Origin of the sequence: Catellatospora sp. NPDC049111 (assembly GCF_040648615.1) — a bacterium.
GTDB lineage: Bacteria > Actinomycetota > Actinomycetes > Mycobacteriales > Micromonosporaceae > Catellatospora > Catellatospora aurea.
The window spans coordinates 1-22,953 of sequence record NZ_JBEZEB010000031.1; the positions used below are offsets into that span (position 1 = coordinate 1).

The 22,953-nt window shown below is 72.3% G+C and carries 23 protein-coding genes; 14 read left to right on the plus strand and 9 right to left on the minus strand.

The window, feature by feature from the left end; translation table 11 throughout:
• Positions 1-215 precede the first annotated feature (215 nt).
• The 7 genes from AB0B66_RS30750 to AB0B66_RS30780 are packed head-to-tail and all read left to right on the plus strand — an operon-like array spanning position 216 to position 10,148.
• Positions 216-1,514 carry an NAD(P)/FAD-dependent oxidoreductase gene (locus AB0B66_RS30750; RefSeq protein WP_360536525.1) on the plus strand — a complete coding sequence of 433 codons (1,299 nt, stop codon included), beginning with the start codon at positions 216-218 and terminating at the stop codon, positions 1,512-1,514.
• Positions 1,511-2,935 (plus strand): glucose-6-phosphate dehydrogenase, encoded by a 1,425-nt coding sequence (locus AB0B66_RS30755; protein WP_360536527.1) that lies wholly within the window; start codon positions 1,511-1,513, stop codon positions 2,933-2,935. The genes AB0B66_RS30750 and AB0B66_RS30755 overlap by 4 nt, the downstream gene beginning before the upstream one ends.
• The gene (locus AB0B66_RS30760; RefSeq protein WP_360536529.1) at positions 2,932-4,818 is read left to right on the plus strand and encodes a glycoside hydrolase family 15 protein; all 1,887 of its coding nucleotides are present in this window, start codon (positions 2,932-2,934) and stop codon (positions 4,816-4,818) included. The genes AB0B66_RS30755 and AB0B66_RS30760 overlap by 4 nt, the downstream gene beginning before the upstream one ends.
• Positions 4,818-6,413 carry a GMC family oxidoreductase gene (locus AB0B66_RS30765; protein WP_360536531.1) on the plus strand — a complete coding sequence of 532 codons (1,596 nt, stop codon included), beginning with the start codon at positions 4,818-4,820 and terminating at the stop codon, positions 6,411-6,413. Before AB0B66_RS30760 ends, AB0B66_RS30765 begins: the two co-directional genes overlap by 1 nt.
• Positions 6,410-6,775: an SCP2 sterol-binding domain-containing protein gene (locus AB0B66_RS30770; protein WP_360536533.1), complete on the plus strand. Its 366-nt coding sequence runs from the start codon at positions 6,410-6,412 to the stop codon at positions 6,773-6,775. Before AB0B66_RS30765 ends, AB0B66_RS30770 begins: the two co-directional genes overlap by 4 nt.
• Positions 6,772-8,931, plus strand: a complete 2,160-nt coding sequence (locus AB0B66_RS30775) for a glycogen debranching N-terminal domain-containing protein (protein ID WP_360536535.1) — start codon at positions 6,772-6,774, stop codon at positions 8,929-8,931. The genes AB0B66_RS30770 and AB0B66_RS30775 overlap by 4 nt, the downstream gene beginning before the upstream one ends.
• A complete protein-coding gene (locus AB0B66_RS30780) occupies positions 8,931-10,148 on the plus strand; it encodes an MFS transporter (protein ID WP_360536537.1) in 1,218 nt (405 codons plus the stop codon). Before AB0B66_RS30775 ends, AB0B66_RS30780 begins: the two co-directional genes overlap by 1 nt.
• A gap of 23 nt (positions 10,149-10,171) precedes the next feature.
• Here AB0B66_RS30780 and AB0B66_RS30785 read toward each other — a convergent pair whose 3' ends face one another.
• Both AB0B66_RS30785 and AB0B66_RS30790 read right to left on the minus strand, forming a co-directional pair.
• A complete protein-coding gene (locus tag AB0B66_RS30785; RefSeq protein ID WP_360536539.1) occupies positions 10,172-10,864 on the minus strand; it encodes an HAD-IA family hydrolase in 693 nt (230 codons plus the stop codon).
• A 209-nt stretch (positions 10,865-11,073) separates the two neighbouring features.
• Positions 11,074-11,694, minus strand: coding sequence for a class I SAM-dependent methyltransferase (locus AB0B66_RS30790; RefSeq protein WP_360536541.1), 621 nt, complete (start codon positions 11,692-11,694; stop codon positions 11,074-11,076).
• Positions 11,695-11,828: 134 nt separating this feature from the next.
• On the opposite strand from AB0B66_RS30790, the gene AB0B66_RS30795 reads away from it, so the two are divergent.
• From AB0B66_RS30795 to AB0B66_RS30810, 4 genes are all read left to right on the plus strand, one after another.
• On the plus strand, positions 11,829-12,941 hold the full coding sequence (locus AB0B66_RS30795) for a serine/threonine protein kinase (RefSeq protein WP_360536543.1): 1,113 nt from the start codon (positions 11,829-11,831) through the stop codon (positions 12,939-12,941).
• Positions 12,942-13,073: 132 nt separating this feature from the next.
• Positions 13,074-14,018, plus strand: a complete 945-nt coding sequence (locus AB0B66_RS30800) for a hypothetical protein (RefSeq protein WP_360536545.1) — start codon at positions 13,074-13,076, stop codon at positions 14,016-14,018.
• Between the two features lie 10 nt (positions 14,019-14,028).
• Positions 14,029-15,168, plus strand: a complete 1,140-nt coding sequence (locus tag AB0B66_RS30805) for a histidine kinase (protein ID WP_360536547.1) — start codon at positions 14,029-14,031, stop codon at positions 15,166-15,168.
• The gene (locus AB0B66_RS30810; protein ID WP_360536549.1) at positions 15,165-15,806 is read left to right on the plus strand and encodes a response regulator transcription factor; all 642 of its coding nucleotides are present in this window, start codon (positions 15,165-15,167) and stop codon (positions 15,804-15,806) included. Before AB0B66_RS30805 ends, AB0B66_RS30810 begins: the two co-directional genes overlap by 4 nt.
• Here the strand turns inward: AB0B66_RS30810 and AB0B66_RS30815 are convergent.
• Positions 15,798-16,271 carry a MarR family transcriptional regulator gene (locus AB0B66_RS30815; RefSeq protein ID WP_360536551.1) on the minus strand — a complete coding sequence of 158 codons (474 nt, stop codon included), beginning with the start codon at positions 16,269-16,271 and terminating at the stop codon, positions 15,798-15,800. The genes AB0B66_RS30810 and AB0B66_RS30815 overlap by 9 nt on opposite strands.
• A 20-nt stretch (positions 16,272-16,291) precedes the next feature.
• On the opposite strand from AB0B66_RS30815, the gene AB0B66_RS30820 reads away from it, so the two are divergent.
• Positions 16,292-17,578 (plus strand): glycosyltransferase, encoded by a 1,287-nt coding sequence (locus AB0B66_RS30820; protein WP_360536553.1) that lies wholly within the window; start codon positions 16,292-16,294, stop codon positions 17,576-17,578.
• Between the two features lie 9 nt (positions 17,579-17,587).
• Positions 17,588-18,010: an NUDIX domain-containing protein gene (locus AB0B66_RS30825; protein WP_360536555.1), complete on the plus strand. Its 423-nt coding sequence runs from the start codon at positions 17,588-17,590 to the stop codon at positions 18,008-18,010.
• Between the two features lie 62 nt (positions 18,011-18,072).
• On the opposite strand, the gene AB0B66_RS30830 is transcribed toward AB0B66_RS30825, so the two are convergent.
• The 3 genes from AB0B66_RS30830 to AB0B66_RS30840 form a co-directional block, all read right to left on the minus strand.
• On the minus strand, positions 18,073-18,606 hold the full coding sequence (locus AB0B66_RS30830; RefSeq protein WP_360536557.1) for a hypothetical protein: 534 nt from the start codon (positions 18,604-18,606) through the stop codon (positions 18,073-18,075).
• A gap of 242 nt (positions 18,607-18,848) precedes the next feature.
• Complete coding sequence (locus tag AB0B66_RS30835) at positions 18,849-19,304, minus strand: hypothetical protein (RefSeq protein WP_360536559.1); 456 nt, start codon at positions 19,302-19,304, stop codon at positions 18,849-18,851.
• Between the two features lie 64 nt (positions 19,305-19,368).
• Positions 19,369-19,554: a hypothetical protein gene (locus AB0B66_RS30840; RefSeq protein WP_360536561.1), complete on the minus strand. Its 186-nt coding sequence runs from the start codon at positions 19,552-19,554 to the stop codon at positions 19,369-19,371.
• A gap of 85 nt (positions 19,555-19,639) precedes the next feature.
• Here AB0B66_RS30840 and AB0B66_RS30845 point away from each other — a divergent pair, with 85 nt between their 5' ends.
• On the plus strand, positions 19,640-20,833 hold the full coding sequence (locus AB0B66_RS30845) for a hypothetical protein (RefSeq protein WP_360536563.1): 1,194 nt from the start codon (positions 19,640-19,642) through the stop codon (positions 20,831-20,833).
• On the opposite strand, the gene AB0B66_RS30850 is transcribed toward AB0B66_RS30845, so the two are convergent.
• The 3 genes from AB0B66_RS30850 to AB0B66_RS30860 form a co-directional block, all read right to left on the minus strand.
• Complete coding sequence (locus tag AB0B66_RS30850) at positions 20,830-21,447, minus strand: isochorismatase family cysteine hydrolase (protein WP_360536565.1); 618 nt, start codon at positions 21,445-21,447, stop codon at positions 20,830-20,832. The two genes, AB0B66_RS30845 and AB0B66_RS30850, sit on opposite strands and share 4 nt — an antisense overlap.
• A gap of 73 nt (positions 21,448-21,520) precedes the next feature.
• Positions 21,521-22,306: a hypothetical protein gene (locus tag AB0B66_RS30855; RefSeq protein ID WP_360536567.1), complete on the minus strand. Its 786-nt coding sequence runs from the start codon at positions 22,304-22,306 to the stop codon at positions 21,521-21,523.
• Positions 22,307-22,431: 125 nt separating this feature from the next.
• Positions 22,432-22,947: a DinB family protein gene (locus AB0B66_RS30860; RefSeq protein WP_360536569.1), complete on the minus strand. Its 516-nt coding sequence runs from the start codon at positions 22,945-22,947 to the stop codon at positions 22,432-22,434.
• Positions 22,948-22,953 lie beyond the last annotated feature (6 nt).

Consider the following 22,953-nt stretch of genomic DNA (forward strand, 5'->3'; position numbering starts at 1 on the left):
CACGCGGCAACGACCAGCGGCGCGCTGCGGTCGCCGCGTGCGGCGTCCGACACGTGATCACGGAGTGGCAGCGGCGGCTGGCTAGCAGGCTCGCGGTCAGGGCCAGCGCGAGGGTGAGCGGCTGCAGGTGGCGCACCTGTTCATGCTCGCAACGCAGCTGCACCGGAAATGTGCGTTTGGCGGTAACCGCCCGGTTGAAACCCGATATTGGAAAGATGAGCGGCGTGAGCGAGCGCAGCACCCATGTGGTCGTCATCGGCGGCGGGTTCGCCGGCGTCGCGTGCGCCAGGACCCTGACCGGCCAGCCCGACATCCGGGTGACCCTGCTGGACCGCAACGGCTACCACCAGTTCCAGCCGCTGCTGTACCAGGTCGCGACCGCCGAACTCGACCCCGCCGACGTGTCCTACGACCTCGCGGAGATGTTCGCCGACCACGACAACGTGCAGGTCCGCACCGCCGACGTCATCGCCGTCGACCCGCAGACCCACACCGTGTCGCTGGCCGACGGCGACACCGTCGCCGGCGACGTGCTGGTGCTGGCCGCGGGCGCGCAGGCCAACTTCTTCGGCGTGCCCGGCGCCGCCCAGCACACGTTCCCGCTGTACACCCTCGATGACGCCCTCCGGCTGCGCGAACGGCTGCGGTCGGTCTACCAGGAGGCGGCCGCCGAAGGACCGGCCAGCGCCGGCGAGATCACGTTCGTGGTCGTCGGGGGCGGCCCGACCGGTGTGGAGACGGCCGGGGCGCTGGCCGAACTCGTCGGCACGATCCTGCCCCGCCAGTTCGAGAAGCTCGCGCTGATCCGATCCCGGGTCGTGCTCGTCGACCACGGCCACGCCGTGCTGGGCCCGTTCGGCCCGGACGCGCAGGCCTACGCCGCGCAGCAGCTGCAACGCCGGGGCGTACGGCTGCGCCTGGGCGTCACCGCGACCGAGGTCGCCCCCGACCACGTCATCCTCGACGACGGCACCACCGTGCCGACAAGGGCCGTCATCTGGGGCGGCGGCGTGTCCGCGGCACCGCTGGTCGGCGAGTGCGGCATGGCCACCGGCCGCGGCGGGCGCATCGACGTACGCCCCGATCTGACCGTCGACGGCTACCCGGGTGTCTACGCCGCCGGTGACGCCGCGAACATCCCCGGCGCCGACGGGCTGCCGCTGCCGCAGCTCGCGTCGGTGGCGCAGCAGGCCGGCCGGGTCGTCGGGTTCAACATCATCGCCGAGGCGAACGGGCGGCCACGCAGCGCGTTCGCGTACCACGACAAGGGCATCATGGCGATGATCGGCCGGGACGCGGCCGTCGCCGAACTCGGCGCCCGCCACCACGAGCTGCACGGCAGGATCGCGTTCGCGGCATGGCTGGGCATCCACGCGTACCTGATGGCCGACGCGAAAGCCGAGACCAACGCCTTCATCACCTGGGCCGAGGAGTTCTACCTGCACCCCGGCCACTGCCCGGAGCGGCTGCTCGTCCCGCCCGTCACCGCATCTGCCGCCAGGAGCGCGTCATGACCTCACCCGCCACACCCGCGCCCGCCGACGTGTTCGTCATCTTCGGCATCACCGGCGACCTGGCCAAGGTGATGACGTTCCGGTCGCTGTACCGGCTGGACCGCCGCGGCCTGCTCGACTGCCCGATCATCGGCGTCGCCGGGCAGGACTGGACCGTCGAGCAGCTGCGCGACCACGCCCGCGAGTGCATCGCCGGCACCGGCGAACCCGTCGACGACGCGGTGTTCGCGCGGTTCGCGGCGCGGCTGTCGTACGTGTCGGGCGACTTCACCGACGCCGGCCTGTACCAGCGGGTCGCCGCGGCGGTCGGCGACGCCAAGGCCCCGGTGTCGTACCTGGAGATCCCGCCGTCGCTGTTCGCGGCCGTCGTCAAGGGCCTGTCCGAGGCCGGGCTGGTGCGCGGCGGGCGGGTCGTGGTCGAGAAGCCGTTCGGCCACGACCTGGCCTCGGCCCGGGAACTGGCCGACCAGCTGCACCAGTACCTCGACGAGTCGCAGCTGTTCCGCATCGACCATTTCCTCGGCAAGATGGGCACCGAGGAGCTGGTTTACCTGCGGTTCGCCAACACGATGCTGGAACCGGTGTGGAACCGCTCCTACGTCGACAGCGTGCAGATCACCATGGCCGAGAGCTTCGGCGTGGCCGACCGCGGCCACTTCTACGACCCGGTCGGCGCGCTGCGCGACGTCGTCGTCAACCACCTCATGCAGGTCCTGGCCGGCGGGGCGATGGAGCCACCGGCCGGACGGCGTCCCGACGCGGTCAAGAACGCCAGCAACGCGCTGTGGAGCGCCGTGCTCGACGCCGACCCAGCGAACTACGTGCGCGGCCAGTACGACGGCTACTCCGCCATCGACGGCGTGAAGCCCGGCTCGACGACCGAGACGTACGCCGCCCTGAAACTGGAGATCGACAACTGGCGCTGGTCCGGGGTGCCGTTCTTCATCCGCACCGGCAAGTGCCTGCCGGTGACCCAGACCGAGTTCCGGGTCGTGTTCAAGCGCCCGCCGCGCCTGGGCCTGCCCGCGCTGGCCGGGAAGATCCCCGAACCGGACCAGTTCGTCATCAAGCTCGACCCGACCACCGGGGCACGGCTGCGCTTGGACGCCCGCCGCGCCGATGCCGACGGGCCCGAGCCGATCACCCTGGACATGGAGTTCGCGGCTGAGGGCGGCGAAGGCCCTACGCCGTACGAGGTGCTGCTGCACGCCGCGCTGCTCGGCGACGCGAACCGGTTCACCCGCCAGGACGGCGTCGAGGAGTGCTGGCGTATTTTGCAGCCCCTGCTGGACAAGCCGTCGCCGATCGAACCCTACGCCCCTGGCAGCTGGGGCCCGGCCGGGGCGGACAAGCTCGTCGAAGGCCACGGCTGGCGCGGCCCGTGGATCGTCGACACGGACCCGCCCGGAAAGATGCCATGACCGCCCATGCCGGACCCGGTGTCGTCTCCTCGGCCGCCCCGTCGCCGTTCCCGCCGATCGAGGAGTACGCCTACCTGTCCGACTGCCACACCGGCGCGCTGGTGGCCCCCGACGGATCCGTCGACTGGCTGTGCGTGCCCCGCTTCGACTCGCCCAGCATCTTCGCCAGCCTGCTGGACCGCGAGAGCGGCATGTTCAAGTTCGGCCCGTACGGCATCGACCACCCCACCGCCCGCCACTACGTGCCCGGCACCAACGTGCTGGAGACCGCGTGGCGCACCAAGACCGGCTGGCTCGTCGTCCGCGACGCGCTCGTGCTCGGCCCCGCCGCACCCGACGACACCGTCAACCCGCACACCCGCCCACCGGTCGACGTCGACGCCACCCACATCCTGGTCCGCACCGCCGAGGTCGTCGCCGGCACCGTCGCCCTGCAGCTCATCTGCGAACCGGTGTTCGACTATGGGCGCGAACCCGCGACCTGGCAGCTGCTCGACGGCGGACGCCGCACCGCCGACGCGACCGGCGCCGGCCTGACCGTACGCCTGGCTACCGACCTGACCCTCGGCGTCGAAGGCGGCCGCGTCCGCGCCCGGCACACCCTGCAGGCCGGACAGCGCGCCTTCTGTGCCCTGTCCTGGGCCGACGGCCTGCTCACCCCCGCCGACCCCGATCAGGCCCGCGCCGCGATCGAGCAGACGTGCGAATTCTGGCGGCTGTGGCTGGCCCAGGCCCGCATCCCCGACCACCGGTGGCGCGACCCGCTGCAACGGTCCGCGCTGGCGATCAAGGGTCTCACCTACGTGCCGACCGGCGCGACCGTCGCCGCCGCCACCACCTCGCTGCCCGAGACTCCCGGCGGGTCGCGCAACTGGGACTACCGCTACACGTGGATGCGCGACAGCACCTTCACGCTGCGGGCCCTGCACCTGCTGAACCTCGACTGGGAGGCCGAGGAGTTCATGCAGTTCATCGCCGACGTGGAACCCACCGAGGACGGCTCCCTGCAGATCATGTACGGCATCGACGGCCGCCGCGAGCTGCCCGAGACCTCCGTCGACGAGCTGTCCGGCTACAACGGCGCCAGACCGGTGCGCGTCGGCAACGCCGCCTACCGGCAGCGGCAGAACGACGTCTACGGGGCCGTGCTCGACGCGATCCTGCTGCACAGCCGCCGCAGCCAGCGCCTGCCCCGTCGGCTGTGGCCGCTGGTCGTGTCGCAGGCCGACTGTGCCACGAAGGCCTGGACCGAACCCGACCAGGGCATCTGGGAGGCCCGCGGCGACCCGCAGCACTACGTGTCCAGCAAGCTCATGTGCTGGGTGGCGCTGGACCGCGCCGCGAAGCTCGCCGTGCTGCGCGGCGACGGCGAACGCGCCGCCGACTGGGCGCGGACCGCCGAGCAGATCCGCGCCGACATCCTCGCCAACGGCGTCACCGCCGACGGCGTCCTGCGCCAGCACTACGGCACCGACGCCCTCGACGCCTCCACCCTGCTCGCCGCCGTGTTCCGGTTCCTGCCCGGCGACGACCCCCGCCTGAAGGCGACCGTCGACGCCATCGCCACCGGGCTCACCGACAACGGATTCGTGCTGCGCTACCGCACCGACCAGACCGACGACGGGCAGACCGGCCGCGAAGGCACCTTTCTGATCTGCTCGTTCTGGCTGGTGTCCGCCCTGGCCATCGTCGGCGACCTGCAAAAAGCCCGGGACCTGATGGAACGGCTGCTGCGGGTGCGCTCGCCGCTGGGCCTGTACGCCGAGGAGTTCGACGCCCAGACCGGCAGGCACCTGGGCAACTTCCCCCAAGCCTTCTCACACCTGGCGCTCATCGGAGCCGCCGGGATGATCATTCTCGCGGAGCGGTTGGGAGAACTCTGATGGACGCATACGACGTGATCATCATCGGTACCGGCGCCGGCGGCGGCACCCTGGCCCGTTACCTCGCGCCGTCCGGCAAGCGCGTCCTGCTGCTCGAACGCGGCGACTGGCTGCCCCGCGAGCCGGAGAACTGGGACACCGCCGAAGTCTTCATCGACAACCGGTACATCTCCAAGGACACCTGGTACGACAAGCACGGCAACGGGTTCCAGCCGCAGGTCCACTACTACGTCGGCGGCGCGACCAAGCTCTACGGCGCGGCCCTGTACCGGCTGCGCCGCGAGGACTTCGGGCAGCTCAAGCACCACGACGGCATCTCCCCGGCCTGGCCCGTCTCCTACGAGGAGATGGAGCCGTATTACACGATGGCCGAGCAGCTGTACGAGGTGCACGGCAACCGCGGCGAGGACCCCACCGAACCCTTCGCGTCCGGGCCCTACCCGTACCCGGCCCTGCACCACGAGCCGCGCATCCAGCAGCTGTCCGACGACCTCGCGGCCGCCGGCTACCACCCGTTCCACGCCCCGGTCGGGGTGCGGCTCAACGAGCAGAACATGCCCTACAGCATCTGCGTGCGCTGCCAGCACTGCGACGGCTTCCCGTGCCCGCTGCACGCCAAGTCCGACGCCGAGACCCTGGCCGTGCGGCCCGCGCTGCAGGCGCCCAACGTCACCCTGCTCACCCACGCCCACGCCGTACGCCTGGAGACCAACCTCGCCGGCACCGCCGTCACCCAGGTCGTCGTGGACCACGAAGGCCACGAGGAGCGCTACGCCGCCGACATCGTCGTGGTGTCGGCAGGCGCGGCCAACTCCGCGAAGCTGCTGCTGATGTCGGCCAGCGACCTGCACCCGCACGGCCTGGCGAACTCGTCCGACCAGGTCGGGCGCAACTACATGTACCACCTGTCGCAGGCCGTGCTCGCCCTGTCGCGCGAACCCAACGAGACCAGGTTCCAGAAGACCCTGGGCCTCAACGACTTCTACTTCCGCGGCCCCGACTTCGACTACCCCATGGGCAACATCCAGATGATCGGCAAGTCCGAGCCCGACATGTACCGCGGCGAGAAGCCGCTGGCCACCAAACTCGCCCCGAGCTGGGCGCTGGCCGACGTCGCCCGGCACGCCGTCGACTTCTGGCTGTCCACCGAGGACCTGCCCCGGCCCGACAACCGGGTGACCGTCAGCCGCGACGGCCACATCACGCTCGACTACACCCCGAGCAACCCCACCGCCGCCAAACGGCTCTACCACCAGCTCAAGTCGATGCTGTCCACCATGCAGCTGCACGAGGATCACCTCGTGCACCGCTTCGCCTACATGAAGTCCGACATCCCGATCGCGGGCGTCGCGCACCAGGCCGGGACCTGCCGTTTCGGCACCGACCCGGCCACCAGCGTGCTCGACGCGCACTGCAAGGCCCACGAACTCGACAACCTGTACGTCGTCGACACCAGCTTCTTCCCCAGCATCGGCGCGGTCAACCCGGCCCTGACCGCCATGGCCAACGCCCTGCGTGTCGGCGAGCACATCGCCGGCCGCCTCGGCGTCAGCTACGCCGCACCCGCCACCACGGCCCCGGGAGCCCCGCGGTGACCGACCCCACCGCGGACTACTTTCACAGCCTCGGCGAGCACGGCCGCTACCCGCTGCTGCGCGCCACCTCCGGCACCATCCGCTTCGACCTGACCGGCGACGGCCACGCCGAGCACTGGCGCGTCGCCATCGACAAAGGCCACATCGAGGTCAGCCGCGGCGGCGAACACGCCGACTGCGTCGTGCACGTCGCCAAGAACCTGTTCGACGGCATGGTCACCGGCCAGGTCAACACGATGGCCGCGGTGCTGCGCGGCCAGATCGACGTGGAAGGCGAGCTGCACCTCATCGTCATGCTGCAACGGCTGTTCCCCGGGCGGCCACCGCTGCCCGCACCGGCGACCCGGAGGCACCAGAAATGACCACCACCGGCTCTGTCAGCACCCTCGACGGCAACACGTTCGTCGTCAGCGACACCGCCGGCGACATCGACGCCTCACCCACCGAACCCAACGGCCTGTTCTCCTGGGACACCCGCTACCTGTCCCGCTGGGTGCTCACCCTGGACGGGCACCGCCTCAACCCGCTGTCCACCGACGACCTGCACTACTTCGAGACCCGGTTCTTCCTCGTGCCCGGCACCGGCACCGTCTACGTCGACGCGACCCTGTCGATCATCCGCCGCCGCGAGGTCGTCGACGGCTTCCGCGAGGAACTCACCATCCTCAACCACAGCGCCACCCCCGTCACGCTGAGCCTGCGCCTGGACGCCGCCGCCGACTTCGCCGACCTGTTCGAGGTCAAGGACCACCTCAAGAAGAAGGGCAAGTACTACACCCGCATCGACGGCAACCTGCTGCTGCTCGGCTACGAACGCCAGACCTACCGCCGCGAGACCCTCATCAACACCGCCGTCTCCACCCACGTCGACGCCCACGGCCAGCCCACCGACGCCCCCGCCGCCGCCATCGACGAACACGGCATCACCTACACCGTGCACCTCGGCGGGCACAGCAGCTGGACCACCGACCTGCACGTGCGCTGCTCACTGTGGGGCTGGGCCGCCAACCAGCGCGTCACCGCCCGCACCGAGACCGGGCACACCCGCAAGGACATGGAGGAGGACCTCGACGAGTGGATCGCCGGAGCGCCGAAACTCGAATGCGACTGGGAGCCGCTCAAGCACACGTACCGGCGCAGCCTCACCGACCTGGCCGCCCTGCGCTTCGCGCCCATGACCTCCGGCGAACGCACCCTGCCCGCCGCGGGCCTGCCCTGGTTCATGACCATGTTCGGCCGCGACAGCATCCTCACCAGTCTGCAGGCCCTGCCCTACGCGCCGTCGCTGGCCGCCACGACACTGGCCGAACTCGGCGCCCGCCAGGGCAGCCGTATCGACGACTTCCGCGACGAAGACCCCGGCAAGATCCTCCACGAGATGCGGTACGGCGAGCTCACCGCCTTCGAGGAGCGGCCCCACTCCCCCTACTACGGCTCCGCCGACAGCACCGCGCTGTTCCTCATCCTGCTCGACGAGTACGAGCGCTGGAGCGGCGACACCAAACTCGTCCGCGACCTGGAATTCGAGGCCCGCGCCGCCCTCAACTGGATCGACCAGTACGCCGACCTGCGCGGCGACGGCTACGTCTGGTACCAGACCCGCAACCCCGACACCGGCCTGGAGAACCAGTGCTGGAAGGACTCCTGGGACTCCATCTCCTACTCCGACGGCCGCCTGCCCGGCTTCCCCCGCGCCACCTGCGAACTGCAGGGCTACGCCTACGACGCCAAGAAACGCGCCGCCCGCCTGGCCCGCACCGTCTGGCACGACCCCACCCTCGCCGACGCCCTCGACGAGCAGGCCGCCGACCTCAAACGCCGCTTCAACCGCGACTTCTGGATCGAGGACCGCAAGTACTACGCGCTCGCCCTCGACGCCGACGGCAGCCAGGTCGACACCCTGTCCTCCAACATCGGCCACCTGCTCTGGTCCGGCATCGTCGAACGCCGCCGCGCCCACCACATCGTCGAGCACCTGCTCGGACCCCGCCTCTACTCCGGCTGGGGCATCCGCACCCTGGCCGAGGGCGAGGAACGCTACAACCCCGTCGGCTACCACGTCGGCACCGTCTGGCCGTTCGACAACTCGTTCATCGCCTGGGGGCTGCGCCGCTACGGCTACAAGAACGAAGCCGCCCGCGTCGCCGCCGGCATCCTCGACGCCGCCGAGTTCTTCAACGGCCGCCTGCCCGAGGCCTTCTGCGGCTACGACCGCGCCGTCACCAAGTACCCCGTCCCGTATCCCACCGCGTGCAGCCCGCAAGCCTGGTCCACCGGCACTCCGCTGCTGCTGCTCGGCACCATGCTCGGTCTGCAGGCCGTCGACGAGCACCTCGTCGTCGACCCCGCCCTGCCCGTCGGCATCGGCCATCTCGCGCTGCTCGACGTGCCCGGCCGCTGGGGGCACCGCGACGCCTACGGCCGCGGCCGCGTCCAGGTCCGCGCCGACGACCGGCTGCGCAAACTCCGGCCCCAGCTGTCGACCCTGCAGACCCTCGTCAACCGGCGCGAATCCTGATGGCCACCCGCACCCAGACCACCGTCGTCGACGTCGCGGGGGTCGTCCAGGGCATCGTCCTGGTCACCATCCCCGCCGCCAGCACCATCCTCACCGACCCGGCCCATTACGGCCTGTCCAGCGCCCAGTACGGCGTGATGTTCGCCCCGCAGGTCGTCGCCGCCATCGCCGCCGCGCTTGCCGGCGCGGGCCTGGCCCGCCGCCACGGCACCCACGCCGTCTACCTGGCCGGGCTGGCCTGCTCCCTGGTCTCCATGGTGCTGCTACTTGCCAGCGCAGCCGTCATGCACCAGCAGAATCTCGCCTACCCGCTGCTGCTGGCCGCTACCGCGTTCCTCGGCGCGGGATTCGGCCTGGCCGTACCCGCGCTCAACTCCCTGGCCGCCGCGTTCCACCCCGGGGCCGTGGACCGGGCCGTGCTGATCCTCAACGCGCTGCTCGGACTCGGCACCGCGCTCGCGCCCGTGTTCGTCGCCCTCTTCGTCGGGCTCGGCTTCTGGTGGGGCCTGCCGGTGCTGTCCACCCTGCTGCTCGTCGGCCTGATCGCGGTCAGCCTCCGGCTGCCCATGCACACCGGCGCGCGCGCCGCCGCCACCGCCGCTCGCGGGCGCATCCCGGCCCGGTTCTGGCTCTACGCAGCCTTCGCGCTGCTGTACGGCATCTGCGAGACCATCAACGGCAACTGGGCCCAGCTCGACATGACCAGCAGCGTCGGGGCCGGCGCCACGACCGCCGCGCTCGCGCTCACCGCGTTCTGGGCCATGGTCACCCTCGGGAGGCTGCTGTTCGCCGCGATCACCCGGTGGCTGCCCGCCCGCGCCACCTTCCACCTGCTGCCGTTCGCCTTGGCCGGGGTCTTCGGCATCATCGCCACCCTGCCCCGCGGCCATGACGTCCAGGGCGTGCTCGCCTTCGGCGCGGCCGGGCTCTGCTGCTCCGCCCTGCTCCCGCTCACCATCAGCTTCGGCCAGGGCGAACTCACCGGTTTCACCACCGCCGTCGCCGGCGGCGTCATCGCCGCCTACCAGCTCGGTTACGGCATCGCCGCGTTCGGCGCAGGCCCGCTCGTCAACGCAGGCACCCCGTTGTCGCACCTGTACGGCATCGCCGTGTTCGTCGCGCTCGCCATGGGCCTGCTGTCCTTCGCCGTCGCCCACCGCCGACCATCGCCACCGGCCCTGCACCCCGCGCCGGCACCGGCGCACACCGCAAGCTGACCTGCCACGACCGGCCGACGCGGCTACGCCGCGCTCGCTCCGCGCTGCGGCACACCCCGGCCGCCCAGGGACTCCGACAACTCCGCCAGGGAACCCACCACCGGCCCCGGCCACACCCTCGACCGGTCCACGAACTCCACCGTACGCACCACCGACAGGCCGACCGCCGCCGCACCCGCGAGCTCGCCGTCCGCGCCGTCGCCGACGAAGACGCAGTCCTGCGGCGCGACCCCGAGTCTGTCCACGGCCGCCAGGTAGATGCCCGGCTCCGGCTTGGCGACCCCGACCACGCACGAGAACACCGCCACGTCGAACCGGCGCGCCAGCCCGCAGCTCGACCACGCCTCGGCGACCTCCGCGGTCGCGTTGCTGACCAGGCCCAGGCGCCATCCCGCCGCCCGCAGCCCGTCCAGCGTCACCAGGGTGCTCGACGGGGCCGAGTTCAGCAGCCACGAGGCCAGTTCCAGCCGCAGCGCGGCCGCGCGCCGCACCTGGTCCGGCGACGGCTTGCCGCCGAGCCGCCGGGCCAGCCGGCGTACCGTCTCCTCCGCCGACCAGCGCACCAGCCGCTCGCGCCAGGAGTCGTGATACGCGTAGACCATCGCGGTCGGATCCACGCCGACGATCTCGCCCATCCTGGCCACGACCCGGTCCCGCTGCGCGTCCGCGCCGTCGAGCAGCGTGTGGAAAAGGTCGAACAGAATGGTCCCGGGCACGGCCGAAGGCTACCAGCCCGACCGGCGAGCTCACCCAGCGTCATCACCGCCGCCACCAGGCGGGACACGGCCGGATCGCGCGGGCAGGTCCCCGGCTCCGCTGCGGTCGCCAGTCCAGGACCACCTGAAACAAGGGCAAATCGCCCACGTCCCGCGTGTCGGTCGGGCGAAGCCCGACGTCGTGAGCCGCGGTCGACGACGGGCAGCGGTCACCAGGGGCGGCGCAGTGTCAGCGACTGGAACGTGTACTCGCCGACGGCGACCGTGTGGAAATCCTCGACCTCGAAGGACGTCCGCGCGAAGGCCAGCAGGGCGTCGTCGGTGCGCCAGGCGAAGAAGCGCTGCGGCTCGTGCCGGTCGGCCACCAGCACGCCCTCGTGGTGCAGCCCGCCCCAGACGCCCAGGAAGAACAGACCGCCGGGCACCAGGACGCGGCGGATGTTGTCCAGCACGGCGGGCAGATCGGTGTCGGGCACGTGCAGCAGGCAGTTCAGCGCGTACACGGCATCGACGGACGCGTCCGGCAGGCCCAGGTCGAGGAAGTCGGCCACCCGGGCGTCCACGCCCTTGGCACGGCACCGGGCCACCATCTCGGGTGACAGGTCCACGGCGACGACCTCGAGTCCGGCGTCCATGAAGTGCCGGCTGTCCTGACCGGTTCCCGCTCCGAGTTCGAGCAGGGTGCGCCGCTGCTCGGCGTGCAGCCGGTCGGCGAACGCGGCCCGCTCGGCGACCTTCCAGGGCTCCTTGTCGTGGGTGTCGCGCTCGGCGGCGCCGCCGTTGTAAGCCTGTCGCAGGTCGGCGAGCACGTCGCCGTACCGGATGCTCATGGATCTCCCCCGCTGTCCGAATGCGGTTCAGCGTAGGGGCGCGCGGCCGGTGGTGCCGCCGCTACGCGCGCTGCGCATCCTAGGAGGCTGGTCCCCTGCCGTGTTCGACCGCCAGCGGCTACGCTGCGCAGTTGATGTCCACACCGCACTCCGAAGAGACGACCCGGCCCTGCGCGTACTGCGGCAAGCCGGTCACGCAACGTGCCGCCGCCGGGCGGCCGTTCCGCTACTGCCGTGACAACGACGGCGCCTGCCAGGCCGCCGCCCGTAACAGCCGGCTGCGCCACCGCAACTCCCCCGGCCTCGCCGGGCAGGTCGCCAAGGCGTACGAGGTCGTCGAGAAGCTCGAACAGGTCGCCGAGACGCTCGTCGAGGCGCTCGAGGCGGAGCTGTCCCCCACCGGTGTGGAGCGCCGGCTCGCCGAGGTCCGCGCCGAGGCCGCGCAGCAGGTCGCGGGTGCGCACACCGAACGCGACGAGGCCCGCCGCGACGCCGAACTCGCCGTACGCGCCGCCCGCGAGGCGACCGAGGCCGCCACCCGTGCCAAAGCCGACGCCGAACTCGCCGTACGCGAGGCCGCCGAACACGCCGAGACCAGCGTCCGCGAGGCCCGCGAGGCCGCCGAGGCTGCGGTGGCAGCAGCCGAGGCACGGGTCACCGAGCAGCGTGAACTCGCCGAACAGGCTGCGGCGGCCGCCGCCGAGTCCGCTCGCGTCACGGCTGCGGCGTTCGCTGAGCGTGACACCGCCCGGCGCGAGCACTCCGCCGCGGAGGCGCTGCGTGCCGAGGCCTACCGCGACCGCGACGCCACCCGGGCGGCCGCCGACCAGGTGCAGGCCGCGTTCGACCTGGCCCGCGCGGCCGCGGAGGAGGCCGGGCGGGAAGCCGAGGCGTCGAAGGCCGAACTGGTCCGAGCGCAGCAGCAGGCCGCGGCTGCCCAGGCCGAGACCGCTGCGGTACGGCAGGAGCAGGCGCAGCAGGTGACGGCGCTGCAGTCGGAGCTGGCCGCGGCACGGACGGCGGCCGCGACGACGGAGGCCGCCCGATCCGCGGCGGAGATCCTGGCGCAGCAGCGGCAGACCGACGTGACCGTGCTGACGGTGCAGCGCGATGCGGCCGTGGCCGAGGCGGCGGCACTGCGCGCCCGGGTCGACGAGCTGACCGGCCAGGTCGGACAGCTGGCGGGCACGCTCACCCAGCTCACCGCGAAACTGACCGTCCCCGCCCAGGCCTCGCCGACCGCCTGACGGACCCCCGGCTGCGGGTGGCTGCGACCGGTCGGGCCTCCTGCTGTCGGAGGAGGGGCGGCCGGTGGCAGGAGGGCGGTGCGGCCTCGCGGCAGGAGTCGCGGCGACGCCGTTTCCGCGAGCGTCGGGGGTATGAACCCTCTCTCGCGCACCACCTCCGGCCTGCGTACGGCGCTGCACGGCAGCCGTGCCCTCGCCTGGCTGGCCGCCCTGATGACGGCGCTGCTCGTGGTCGCCGTCGTCGGCCTGGTCGTCGACGGCCGCACCATCGGCGGCCAACCGGTGTGGCTGAAACCGGCCAAGTTCGCCGTCTCGTTCACGGTGTACGGGCTGACCCTGGCCTGGCTCATCGGCCACCTGCGGCGGGGCCGTCGGGTCGCCCGCTGGGCGGCGTACGTCATCGTGGTCACGGGCGTGCTGGAGGTCGGAATCATCGTGTTCCAGGCCGCGCGCGGCCGGGCCAGCCACTACAACGAGGCCACTGCGCTGGACGAGGCGCTGTGGCAGATCATGGGCCCGACCATCATGGTGCTGTGGATGGCGACCGTCGTGCTGACGGTGCTGCTGTGGCGCGACGGCATGCCGGACCGGGCGAGCACCTGGGCCGTCCGGCTGGGCATGGTCCTGCTGCTGCTCGGGCCGCTGCAGGGGTTCACGATGGTGGTGCCGACGGCCGAGCAGCTCGCACTCGACGAGCAGGGCGTGGGCACGCTGATGGGCGCACATGCGGTCGGGGTCAGCGATGGCGGCCCGGGTATGCCGCTGACGGGCTGGAGCACCACGGGCGGCGACCTGCGGATCGGGCACTTCGTCGGCATGCACGGGCTGCAGGCGTTGCTGCTGTTCGCGATGGTGTTGGCGGCGCTGGTCGCGGATGTGGGGCGGCGTGCCCGGCTGGTGGTCGTGTTCGCGCTCGCCTATGCCGGTCTGCTCGTGCTGGTGACCTGGCAGGCGCTGCGCGGCCAGCCGCTGTTCGCGCCGGACGCGCTGACGCTGGCGGCGGCGGGCGGTCTGCTCGCGGCCGCGGTGTTCGGAGCGGTCTTCGCGTGGCGGTCGCCGCGGCCGGTGTCCGGTTAGGATGGCGGCCATGCTGTGGGTGGGGCGGCTGTTCGAGGAGCGGTACACGGCGGTCCGCCTCACCCTCGTGGTCCTCAGCGGCGTCGGCTACCTGACGCTGACGCCTGAGGGCCGATCGGTGAGCACCGTCGACCTGATTCTCGCGATCGGCGTGCTGGCGTTCGCGTATGTCGGTGTGCGGTGGCCGTTCGCCTCGGTCGTCTGGGTGTCCCTCGTGCTGGGCCTTGGCTCCGTCGTCGGTGGCGACAACGACACCGTGCCGACGATAGGTCTGGCCTGGGCGGTTTTCGAGCTGGGCGCGCGCTGTGGCGGCTGGCGGGTGTGGACTGGCCTCGGGCTCGGACTGGCCGGTCACATCGCTTCCGATCTCGGCGAGTTCCTCGACGGCCCGCAGATCGTCGCGTACGGCGCGGCCGCCGCGGTGGCCGCGCCACTGCTGCTGGGCATGCACGTGCGGGCGCTGGGCGAGCTGAACCGCCAGGCCGCCACCCGTGCCGCGCAGGAGCAGACCCGGGTGCGCGCCGACGAGCGCACCAGCATCGCCCGCGAGCTGCACGATCTGGTGGCGCATCACGTCGCCTCGATCGTGCTGCGGGTGGCGGTCGCCCGCGATGTGCTGCCGCTGGACGATCCGCGGGTTCGCCGGGTGCTCGACGACGTGCACGCGACCGGTTCGAGCGCGCTGGCCGACCTGCGCAAGCTGGTCACGGTTCTGCGCGATCCGGGTACGGCGCAGCAGGTGCTGTTCGTGGATCCGGAGGGTCTGCCGGTGGCGCTGCGGGCCGCGGTGGAGCGCAGCGCCGGCATCGGCCTGAACGTGCAGGCCGACATCGACCCGGAGGTGGTCCGACTGGACGCGCGGACGGCGCTGGCACTGCTGCGCCTGACCCAGGAAGGTCTGGCGAACGTGGCCCGGCACGCGGGAACGGCGGCGCGGGCGCGGCTGTCCATCCGGCTCGGCGGCGAGCTGGTCGCGTTCGAGTTGCGCGACTTCGGCGGCACGGTGGCGCCGGGGCAGGCCGGTGGCGGGCACGGGCTGGTGGGCCTGCGGGAGCGGGTCGAGGTGCTCGGCGGCAGGTTGCAGGCCGGTCCGGCGGACGCGGGTTGGCTGCTGCGCGCGTCGCTGCCGGCGTCGGGGGCGGCCGCGTGATCCGGGTGCTGCTCGTGGACGACCAGCAGCTGGTGCGGGCGGGGCTGCGGATGCTGTGCGAGTCGGTGCCGGACATGCAGGTCGTGGGCGAGGCGGCGGACGGCGCTGCCGCGGTGCGGCTGGCCGAGCAGCTGCATCCCGACGTGGTGCTGATGGACCTGCGGATGCCGGGCGTCGACGGCACCGCGGCGACGGCGCGCATCCTGGCCCGGCGGCCGTCGGCGCGGGTGCTGGTGCTGACGACGTTCGACGACGACGAGCACCTGTATCCGGCGCTGGCGGCCGGAGCGTGCGGGTTCCTGGTCAAGGATGCGAGCCCGGACGAACTGCTGGACGGGGTGCGGCGTGCGGCGGCGGGTGACAGCCCGTTCAGCCCGGCGGTGCTGCGCCGCCTGGTCGAGCAGGCGGTGCGCCGTCGGCAGGCGCCGGTCGTGGCACCCGACCTGCCGGGTGTCACCGAACGCGAGCGCGAGGTGCTGGCCCTGGTCGGTCAGGGCCTGTCCAACCCGGAGATCGCGGCGCGCCTGCACCTGGGGGTGACGACGGTCAAGACGCACGTGGCCAACCTGATGACCAAGACCGGCAGCGCCAACCGGGTGCAGCTGGCCGTGCACGCCGCGAACGCGGGATCACGGTAGGCGGCGCTGGTCGAGGGCGTGGACGAGGCGGTCGGTGAACGCGGCGAAGGTGTCGAGTTCGGCCGGTGAGAGGGCGGCGAACCAGCCGGCGACCGCGGCGTGGTCGCCGTCGTCGCGGGCGGCCCAGTAGGCCCGGCTGGCCTCCGTGACCGCGAGCAGTCTGCGGCGGCCGTCGGCCGGGTCGTCGCGTACCTCCAGCAGGCCTTTGCGTTGCAGGGCCTGGACGAGCTGGGCGACGTTCTGGTGGGTGCTGCCCAAACCTGCGGCGGCCTGTTTCAGTGAGGGCGTGCCGAGCGCGCCGACCAGGGTCAGCAGTGCGGCCTGCTGGGTGGTCAGCCCGTCGGCGCGCAGCCGCTCGTCCATCAGGTATCGCAGCCGTTGGGCCAGGTAGAGAGTGGTGCGGAAGGCGCGCACGGGCGCGGTGAGGTCGTCGTCGAGGAACGGGGACTTGTCGCGTGTGGACATGCGCAATATATTACCCAACTATGGCCGAGGAACACCAGATCGTGCTGATGCCGCACTGCGGCTACCTCTCCGAGACCTCCCGGATGATCGAGATCCACCGGGCGCTGGCGCGACGCGGCGCGAGCGTGCGCATGGCCACCCACGGCGGCACCTACGAGACGCTGCTGCGCGAGGCTGGCATCGACTACGACATCGTCGGACCGCACATGAGCCCGGCGCGCTCGGCGGAGGTCGTCGCGAACGCCACCGGGCTGGGCGACCGGCGGCAGAGCATCTATCCCGACGACGAGCTGGAGACCTACGTGCGCGCCGAAGGGGCGTACTGGCGCGAGCACGGGGTGCGCACGGTCGTCACCGGATACACGCTGACCACGATGCTGTCCACCCGCCTGGCCGGCGCGGCGCTGGTCACCGAGCACGCCTGCTGCTGGGTGCCGCCCGCGTTCGAACGCGGCCTGGTGCCCGCGCCGACCTGGCGGTCCACCCGGCGCCTGCCCGGCTGGGCGGGCCGGGTGATCGCCAACCGGATCCTGCCCCGCACCCGCTTCTACTGCGACGGCTTCAACCGCGTCGCGGCTCGTCTCGGCGTCGAGGGCGTGCCCAGCCTCGGCGCACTGGTGCTGGGCGATCTGGCCCTGGTGCCCGAGGTCCCGGAGGTGTTCGGGGTGCCCGCCGCGGAGCTGGAGGCGTGGCGTCCGCGCGGACGCCGGCTGCGGCCGTCGACCCGGCTGCGCTACAGCGGGCCGCTGTTCGCCCACCTCGACGTGCCGCTGCCTGAGCACGTGGCCGAGTTCCTCGACCAGCCCGGCCCGACCGTGTACGTCGCGGTCACCTCGACCTCGCCGCGCTTCGTCCGGGGCGTCGTGCAGGCCCTGCGGCCGCTCGGGGTGCGGCTGCTCGTCGCGGGCACGGTGCACGATCTCGGCGACCTCGCCGACGAGCGGACCTGCGTCGGCGGCGTGCTGCCCAGCCATCTGGTGATGCCCCGGGTCGACCTCGCCGTCACCGCGGGCGGGCAGGGCAGCGTGCAGACCGCGATGGCCTGCGGCACGCCGCTGCTCGGCATCCCCCTGCACGCCGAGCAGGACCTCAACGTCGCGCTGGTCCAGGCACTCGGTGCGGCGACGGCGATCTCACCGCACCTGGCCGGCACGCCGCAGTCGGCCCGTGTCGCCGCACGTATGCTGGCCGACCCGTCGTATCGGGCGGCTGCCCAGCGCATCCGCGACGTGTACGCCACCGTGGACGGTCCCGGCAACGCCGCCGACGCGGTAATGGAACTGACCGCACGACGCTCGGCGGTCTAGGTTCCCGACATGACCGTCATCAGGAATCTCGCCCTCGCCGTGCCCCGCCGCGGCGACGACCTGCTCGTCTTCCGAGGCCACGACCACACCGACGGCCGCACCTTCTACCGTCCGCTCGGCGGCGGCATCGAATTCGGCGAGACCGCCGAGCAGGCGCTGCACCGGGAGATGCGCGAGGAACTGGCCGTCGAGCTGACCGGGGTGCGGCTGCTCGGCGTGCTGGAGAACCTGTTCCACGCGTTCGACCGGTACGGCCACGAGATCGTGTTCGTGTTCGCGTGCGACCTCGCCGACCGCACGCTGTACGAGCGCGACCATGTCGGGCAGATCCTCGACGATCCCGGCACGCCCGTTATGTGGCAGGCGCTGAGCAGCTTCGACGACACGACGCCGCTCTACCCGGCCGGCCTTTCCGACCTGCTCGCGAAGTGAACGGGGGCGCGCGGCGGCGGCGCCGGTCCCGTCAGGTGGTGCACACCACGTGGCGGGACCGGTCAGCCGCGCGGCAGCGTCGCGTCCATGGCGTGTACGAATTGGTCGACGTACCCGGCGAACTCGGCCTGCGCCATGGCGCGACCCGGCGCGAAGCGTGTCGCCAGCAGGAGATACTGACCGAAACGCGCCCGGTACATCCAGTAATGGCAGCCGTCGCCCCGCTCGACGACGCACCATCCCTCCTGCTCGTCTGCTCCGGCACGGACGCCAAGATCGGCTGAACGCGGTGAGGACTCGAAATCCTCGGCTGCCGCGGCGGTGGGGTCACCGAGGAGAAAGGTCCCGGCAGCCGCGTAGGCCGAGGAGAACCGGGCGACCTCGATGCTGACGCTGTCGTCCCCGTCCTCCCAGCTGACCCGTGCGTCCCCGCCGGCGAACACCACCGGTTCCGGCGACGATCGACGCCAACGCCCGGACGACATGTGCGAGCCGACCGCGACCGCCTCGACGAGCTCGGCGGCAGCCATCGTCTCCCGTGCCGATCCACCGGTTTGGTACACGCATCCACCGATGATGCCGACCAGCACGACCACGCAGGTGAGCACGACGGCTCGACGACGCCGGGAGGCCCGTCCCCTGATCCCGCTCGTCACCGACGATGCCCCTGGACCAGGCGCATCGTGTTCGCCCGGCAGACCGGCCGACGACATACGAACCCTCCCCATGATCGACCATGGGACGTTAGGGGTTCGGCCGCTGACCGGGCAAGCGCGTGCACACGGGTTCTCCACGATCGGGACCCGGGACGCTCGGCGCGCCTGCCCGCCGACCTCGCCTAGTCGAGCAGCCAGTTACGCAGTTGCGCGCCGTACGGCGTCAGCACGACCAGGGCCGTCGCCGCGGACAGCACCGTGCCGGTGAGCAGCCGCGCCGCCGCGCCCCGGGTCAGGTTGCCCCGCTGGCCGGCGAAATGGACGAACCCGATCAGCGCGCCGATGAAGCCCAGCACGACGATCAGCGAGGTCATGACGATCCAGCGGCAGATCTCGACGAGCCAGGCCAGCGGGTTCCAGGCCGAGTCCGGGCCCAGGGGCGGGTTCCAGTCCTTCGGGTCGCCGTAGCGCTCCAGCCCCGGGTCGGCCAGACCGGCCCAGTCGCCGGTGCCGGCCGCCGCCGCGAGCAGCAGTGACCCCGCCCCGAGCAGGAGAATCGCGACTACCGAGTACTGGAACCACACGATGAGGTGCCGCCCCTGCCGGGTCGGCTCGGGCTCCGTCGACTGCACGTCCATCCGCGCGAGGCTACGCCACCGGCCGCGCCCGTGCTGCCCGTGCCCCGGCACCGCGACCGACCCGTCAGTCGAAGTCGAAAATCGAGTTCTTGTCGTAGAAGTGCAGGATGTAGCGGCAGTTCTTGCAGATCAGCAGGGTCATCCGGTGCGAGGTGAAGCCCCACCGGCTGTCCAGGCGTCCCAGCTCCTGCTGGAAGTCACTACCCTTGCACAGCGGGCAGCGCAGCACGGGGATCTCGGAGGTCGTCATGGACCGGCACGATAGCCAGCACCGTCCAGCGGCCGGGTGCCGCCCCGGCGGGAACCACCGGCCGGATCGGACGGTCCAAGGCCCCATGACCCGTGCCCGTACCGCACTCGTCCTGGCCGCCGTCCTGGTCCTGGCCTCCTGCTCGGCCAGTCCGGCCCCGCCGTCGCCGGTCGGGTCGCCCGAGAGCGCATCGCAGTCGCCGGTCGGGCAGCGCGCGGGCACGGCGGCGGGCTGGCGGGAGCTGCCGGGCTCGCCGCTGAGCCCACGCGCCCTGGCCCTCGGGCTGTGGACGGGCCAGGAGGCGCTGCTGATCGGCGGCATCGACGAGCCCTGCCCACCGGGCGCGGACTGCGTGGGCGACCGCAGCCCGCTGCTGGCCGCGGCGGCGGTGAACCCGGACACCGGCCGCTGGCGGGTGCTGGCCGAACCGCCGGTGGCGCTGCTCTGGATGCAGGGCGCTGTCGTCGGCGGCGTCGCGTACATCCAGGGACACACCGTCGGCGACGGGATCGCGATGCTGGTGTACGACATCGCGGCCGACCGGTGGTCGCGCGGTTCGCTGCCCACCGCGCCCGGGCTGACCCTGGTGCGGGGCGGTGACCTGCTGTTCGCGGCGCGGGGCAGCGAGGAGACGGAACCGGGCCCTGACTATGTCTACCGGCCGGCCGAGCGCACCTGGACTGAGCTGCCCGCCGACCCGCTCGGCGCGGGCTTCGACCGGGCGATGGCGTGGACCGGCCGTGAACTGGTGCTGTTCGACCACAAGATCGTGCCGAACCCGGGCGCGGACGGGCCTTCGGTGACCCGCGCGGCAGCGTTCGACCCGGCGAGCGGCAGGTGGCGGCGGCTGCCCGACTCGTCAATGCTGGGCACCGGCCCGTGGTTGGCCGAGGGCGGCAAGCTGATCGCACCGGCGCTCGGCGGCGCGGACGGCGGCCAGGTCGGCAACTGGGGCCGCACGTACCCGTACGGCGGTGTGCTCGATCCGGTCGCCGGAACCTGGTCGGCGCTGCCCGGTGCTCCGGGCGCGGGGCCGGGCGGTGGGCACGGCAGCGCCTTCGGAGCGGTGTCGGCGGTGTACGCCGAGCGGCCCGGCCCGGTCCTGAACGCCGCCACCGGGCAGTGGGGCGCGATCCCGCCGCTGCCGCAGGCCGAGGTCAGCGACAGCACGGTCGTCGCGGCGGGCAACCGGATGCTCGTGTTCGGGGGTGCCCGCTGGCCCGAGGGCCGCAAGGCCGAACTGAGCGCGCGAACCTGGCTCTGGACGCCCCGGAGCTAACCGGCCAGTGCCTTGACCAGACTCGCGGTGTCGGTGATCTCGTTGGCGACGGTGGGCCCGTTGATCTCGTGGGCGGCGTGCATCGCCTCGAAGCTGAACGCCGCTGTCGCGTCGCGGACCAGCGTGATGTGGTAGCCGGCTTCCATGCCGAAGCGGGCCGTGGACTCGACGCACGTGTTGGCGATCAGGCCGATCAGGATCAGCTTGCTGACGCCGTGCTGCTTGAGCTGGACGTCCAGGTCGGTGTTGGCGAAGCCGCTCTGCGCCCAGTGCTCGTGCAGGATGACGTCACCGGTCTGCGGTTCGAAGTCGGGGTGCCACTGCCCGCCCCAGGTGCCCTTGGCGAACAGCTGGATCCCGGCCGCGCGCAGCAGGTACGGCGTGGCGTTCTTCCACTGCTCGTAGTCGCCGGGCCGCCAGCGCCGGTGCCGGGAGTAGAAGATCTGGATTCCGGCGGCCCGTGCCGCGGACATGAGCTGCCGCATGTTGTCGATCAGCCCGACCGCCTCGGCGACCTCCTTGAGTTGCGGCCACCGCTTGCCGCCCTCGCTGATGAAGTCGTTGTACGGGTCGGTGATGATCAGCCCGGTCGTTGCCGCGTCATAAGTGGCCATGCTCTCCCCCGAAAGCGCAGACCACCCGAGCGTACGCCGCCGCGCCGCCGCGTACGCCTGGTTCGTGGGCAGGTCAGCCGTGGTCGGGAACGGCCGCGATCGGGAACGGCGCGTCGCGCAGCAGGCTGGTCAGCAGAGGCCAGGCCGCGTCGCGTCGCCGGGCCGGTGTGCGCACGACGGCGAGGCCCGCCCGGGCGCTGTTCAGGCCGCCCCGGCCCTGGTGGCGTATCTCGACCGCCGGGTGGCGGTCCGCGGCCCGCACGACCGCCTCGGCGAACCCGCCGGTGGCCGGGCCGACGTCGCAGGCGAGCACGGGCACGCCCCGGGCCGACGCCTGCGCCATCGCGAACTCGGCGGCATCGCCCGGCGCGTCGACGCCCACGAGCAGCACGGCCGCGTCAGGCGCGGCGGTCTTGGCGGGCACGCTGAGCACCGGGCAGCCGGCTCTGCCCGCGAGCCGTGCAGTCGCGCCGGGACCGGTCGTGTCCCGGCCGGTCACCAGCATGGTCGCGGCCGGGGCCTCGCGCAGCAGTGCCCGCTGCAGCGAGCGTCCGGTGCCGTACAGGGTGACGTCGGTGTCCGGATGGTCGTGGCGCAGCTGCGCGACGGCCGCGCGGGCCGGTCCGGCGGCGGGTTCCTCGTCGTCGAAGGCGGCGGGCGGGCAGACACCCATCGCGAGGTGACTGGTCCACACGGGTATCGGCCGCGTGACGAGCACCCGCAGCCCCGTGTGGTGCGTGGCGGCCTGTTCGGCGGCCAGGCCGAGCGCGGCCAGGCCGGCGTTGCCGGTCTCGTATCCGGCGATCACCGGCCCGGCCCGCTGTGTGATGTCGGCGTCCCGGTCGTGTGGCGCTGTCATGGTGGCCCCTTTCGGCAGATGAGCCCTCCACGCTGCCCACCTGGGATTTCGGGCGGATCAACGGCCGGGAAAGGGTGGGCTAAGCCCGGTCACGCCCGGCACACGGGCCACGCCCGTGCCACGGGTCAGCCCATGGTGCGCTGGCCGTCGATGGTCTCGCGGATGATGTCGGCGTGCCCGGCGTGCTGGGACGTCTCGGCGATCAGGTGCAGCGCGACGCGGCGCACCGACCAGGCCGCGCCGGGCTCGAACCAGGGTGCCTCGGGCAGCGGGTGGGCGGTGTCGAGGTCGAGGGTGGTGAGCAGCTCGTCGGTGTGCCGGGCCACCTCCTCGTACGACTTGAGCAGGCTCTCGACCGTCTCACCGGCGGTCATCCTGAACCCGTCGGCCCAGTCGACCTCGCCACCGTCGCCCGCGCCCATGCCGGACGCGCCGCCGACCGCGAAGTTCATCCACTGCTTCTCGGTCGCGGTCACGTGCTTGATCAGCCCGCCGACGCTGAGCGCGCTGACGGTCGGGGTGGCGGCGGCCTGCTCGTCGCTGAGGCCCTGCGCGGTGTAGCGCAGGAAGTGGCGGTGCTTGCCGAGCGTCTGGAGCAGGTCGGCGCGCTCCCCGGTGACGGTCTTGGCGGATTCGGACATGAAACG

Coding starts and splice junctions, on each gene's coding strand:
- AB0B66_RS30815 (WP_360536551.1), bottom strand. CDS start 16,271: ATGTCCACACGCGACAAGTCCCCGTTCCTCGACGACGACCTCACCGCG.
- AB0B66_RS30750 (WP_360536525.1), top strand. CDS start 216: ATGAGCGGCGTGAGCGAGCGCAGCACCCATGTGGTCGTCATCGGCGGC.
- AB0B66_RS30790 (WP_360536541.1), bottom strand. CDS start 11,694: ATGAGCATCCGGTACGGCGACGTGCTCGCCGACCTGCGACAGGCTTAC.
- AB0B66_RS30805 (WP_360536547.1), top strand. CDS start 14,029: ATGCTGTGGGTGGGGCGGCTGTTCGAGGAGCGGTACACGGCGGTCCGC.
- AB0B66_RS30855 (WP_360536567.1), bottom strand. CDS start 22,306: ATGACAGCGCCACACGACCGGGACGCCGACATCACACAGCGGGCCGGG.
- AB0B66_RS30760 (WP_360536529.1), top strand. CDS start 2,932: ATGACCGCCCATGCCGGACCCGGTGTCGTCTCCTCGGCCGCCCCGTCG.
- AB0B66_RS30765 (WP_360536531.1), top strand. CDS start 4,818: ATGGACGCATACGACGTGATCATCATCGGTACCGGCGCCGGCGGCGGC.
- AB0B66_RS30795 (WP_360536543.1), top strand. CDS start 11,829: ATGTCCACACCGCACTCCGAAGAGACGACCCGGCCCTGCGCGTACTGC.
- AB0B66_RS30840 (WP_360536561.1), bottom strand. CDS start 19,554: ATGACGACCTCCGAGATCCCCGTGCTGCGCTGCCCGCTGTGCAAGGGT.
- AB0B66_RS30820 (WP_360536553.1), top strand. CDS start 16,292: ATGGCCGAGGAACACCAGATCGTGCTGATGCCGCACTGCGGCTACCTC.
- AB0B66_RS30845 (WP_360536563.1), top strand. CDS start 19,640: ATGACCCGTGCCCGTACCGCACTCGTCCTGGCCGCCGTCCTGGTCCTG.
- AB0B66_RS30835 (WP_360536559.1), bottom strand. CDS start 19,304: ATGGACGTGCAGTCGACGGAGCCCGAGCCGACCCGGCAGGGGCGGCAC.
- AB0B66_RS30800 (WP_360536545.1), top strand. CDS start 13,074: ATGAACCCTCTCTCGCGCACCACCTCCGGCCTGCGTACGGCGCTGCAC.
- AB0B66_RS30780 (WP_360536537.1), top strand. CDS start 8,931: ATGGCCACCCGCACCCAGACCACCGTCGTCGACGTCGCGGGGGTCGTC.
- AB0B66_RS30850 (WP_360536565.1), bottom strand. CDS start 21,447: ATGGCCACTTATGACGCGGCAACGACCGGGCTGATCATCACCGACCCG.
- AB0B66_RS30860 (WP_360536569.1), bottom strand. CDS start 22,947: ATGTCCGAATCCGCCAAGACCGTCACCGGGGAGCGCGCCGACCTGCTC.
- AB0B66_RS30775 (WP_360536535.1), top strand. CDS start 6,772: ATGACCACCACCGGCTCTGTCAGCACCCTCGACGGCAACACGTTCGTC.
- AB0B66_RS30755 (WP_360536527.1), top strand. CDS start 1,511: ATGACCTCACCCGCCACACCCGCGCCCGCCGACGTGTTCGTCATCTTC.
- AB0B66_RS30825 (WP_360536555.1), top strand. CDS start 17,588: ATGACCGTCATCAGGAATCTCGCCCTCGCCGTGCCCCGCCGCGGCGAC.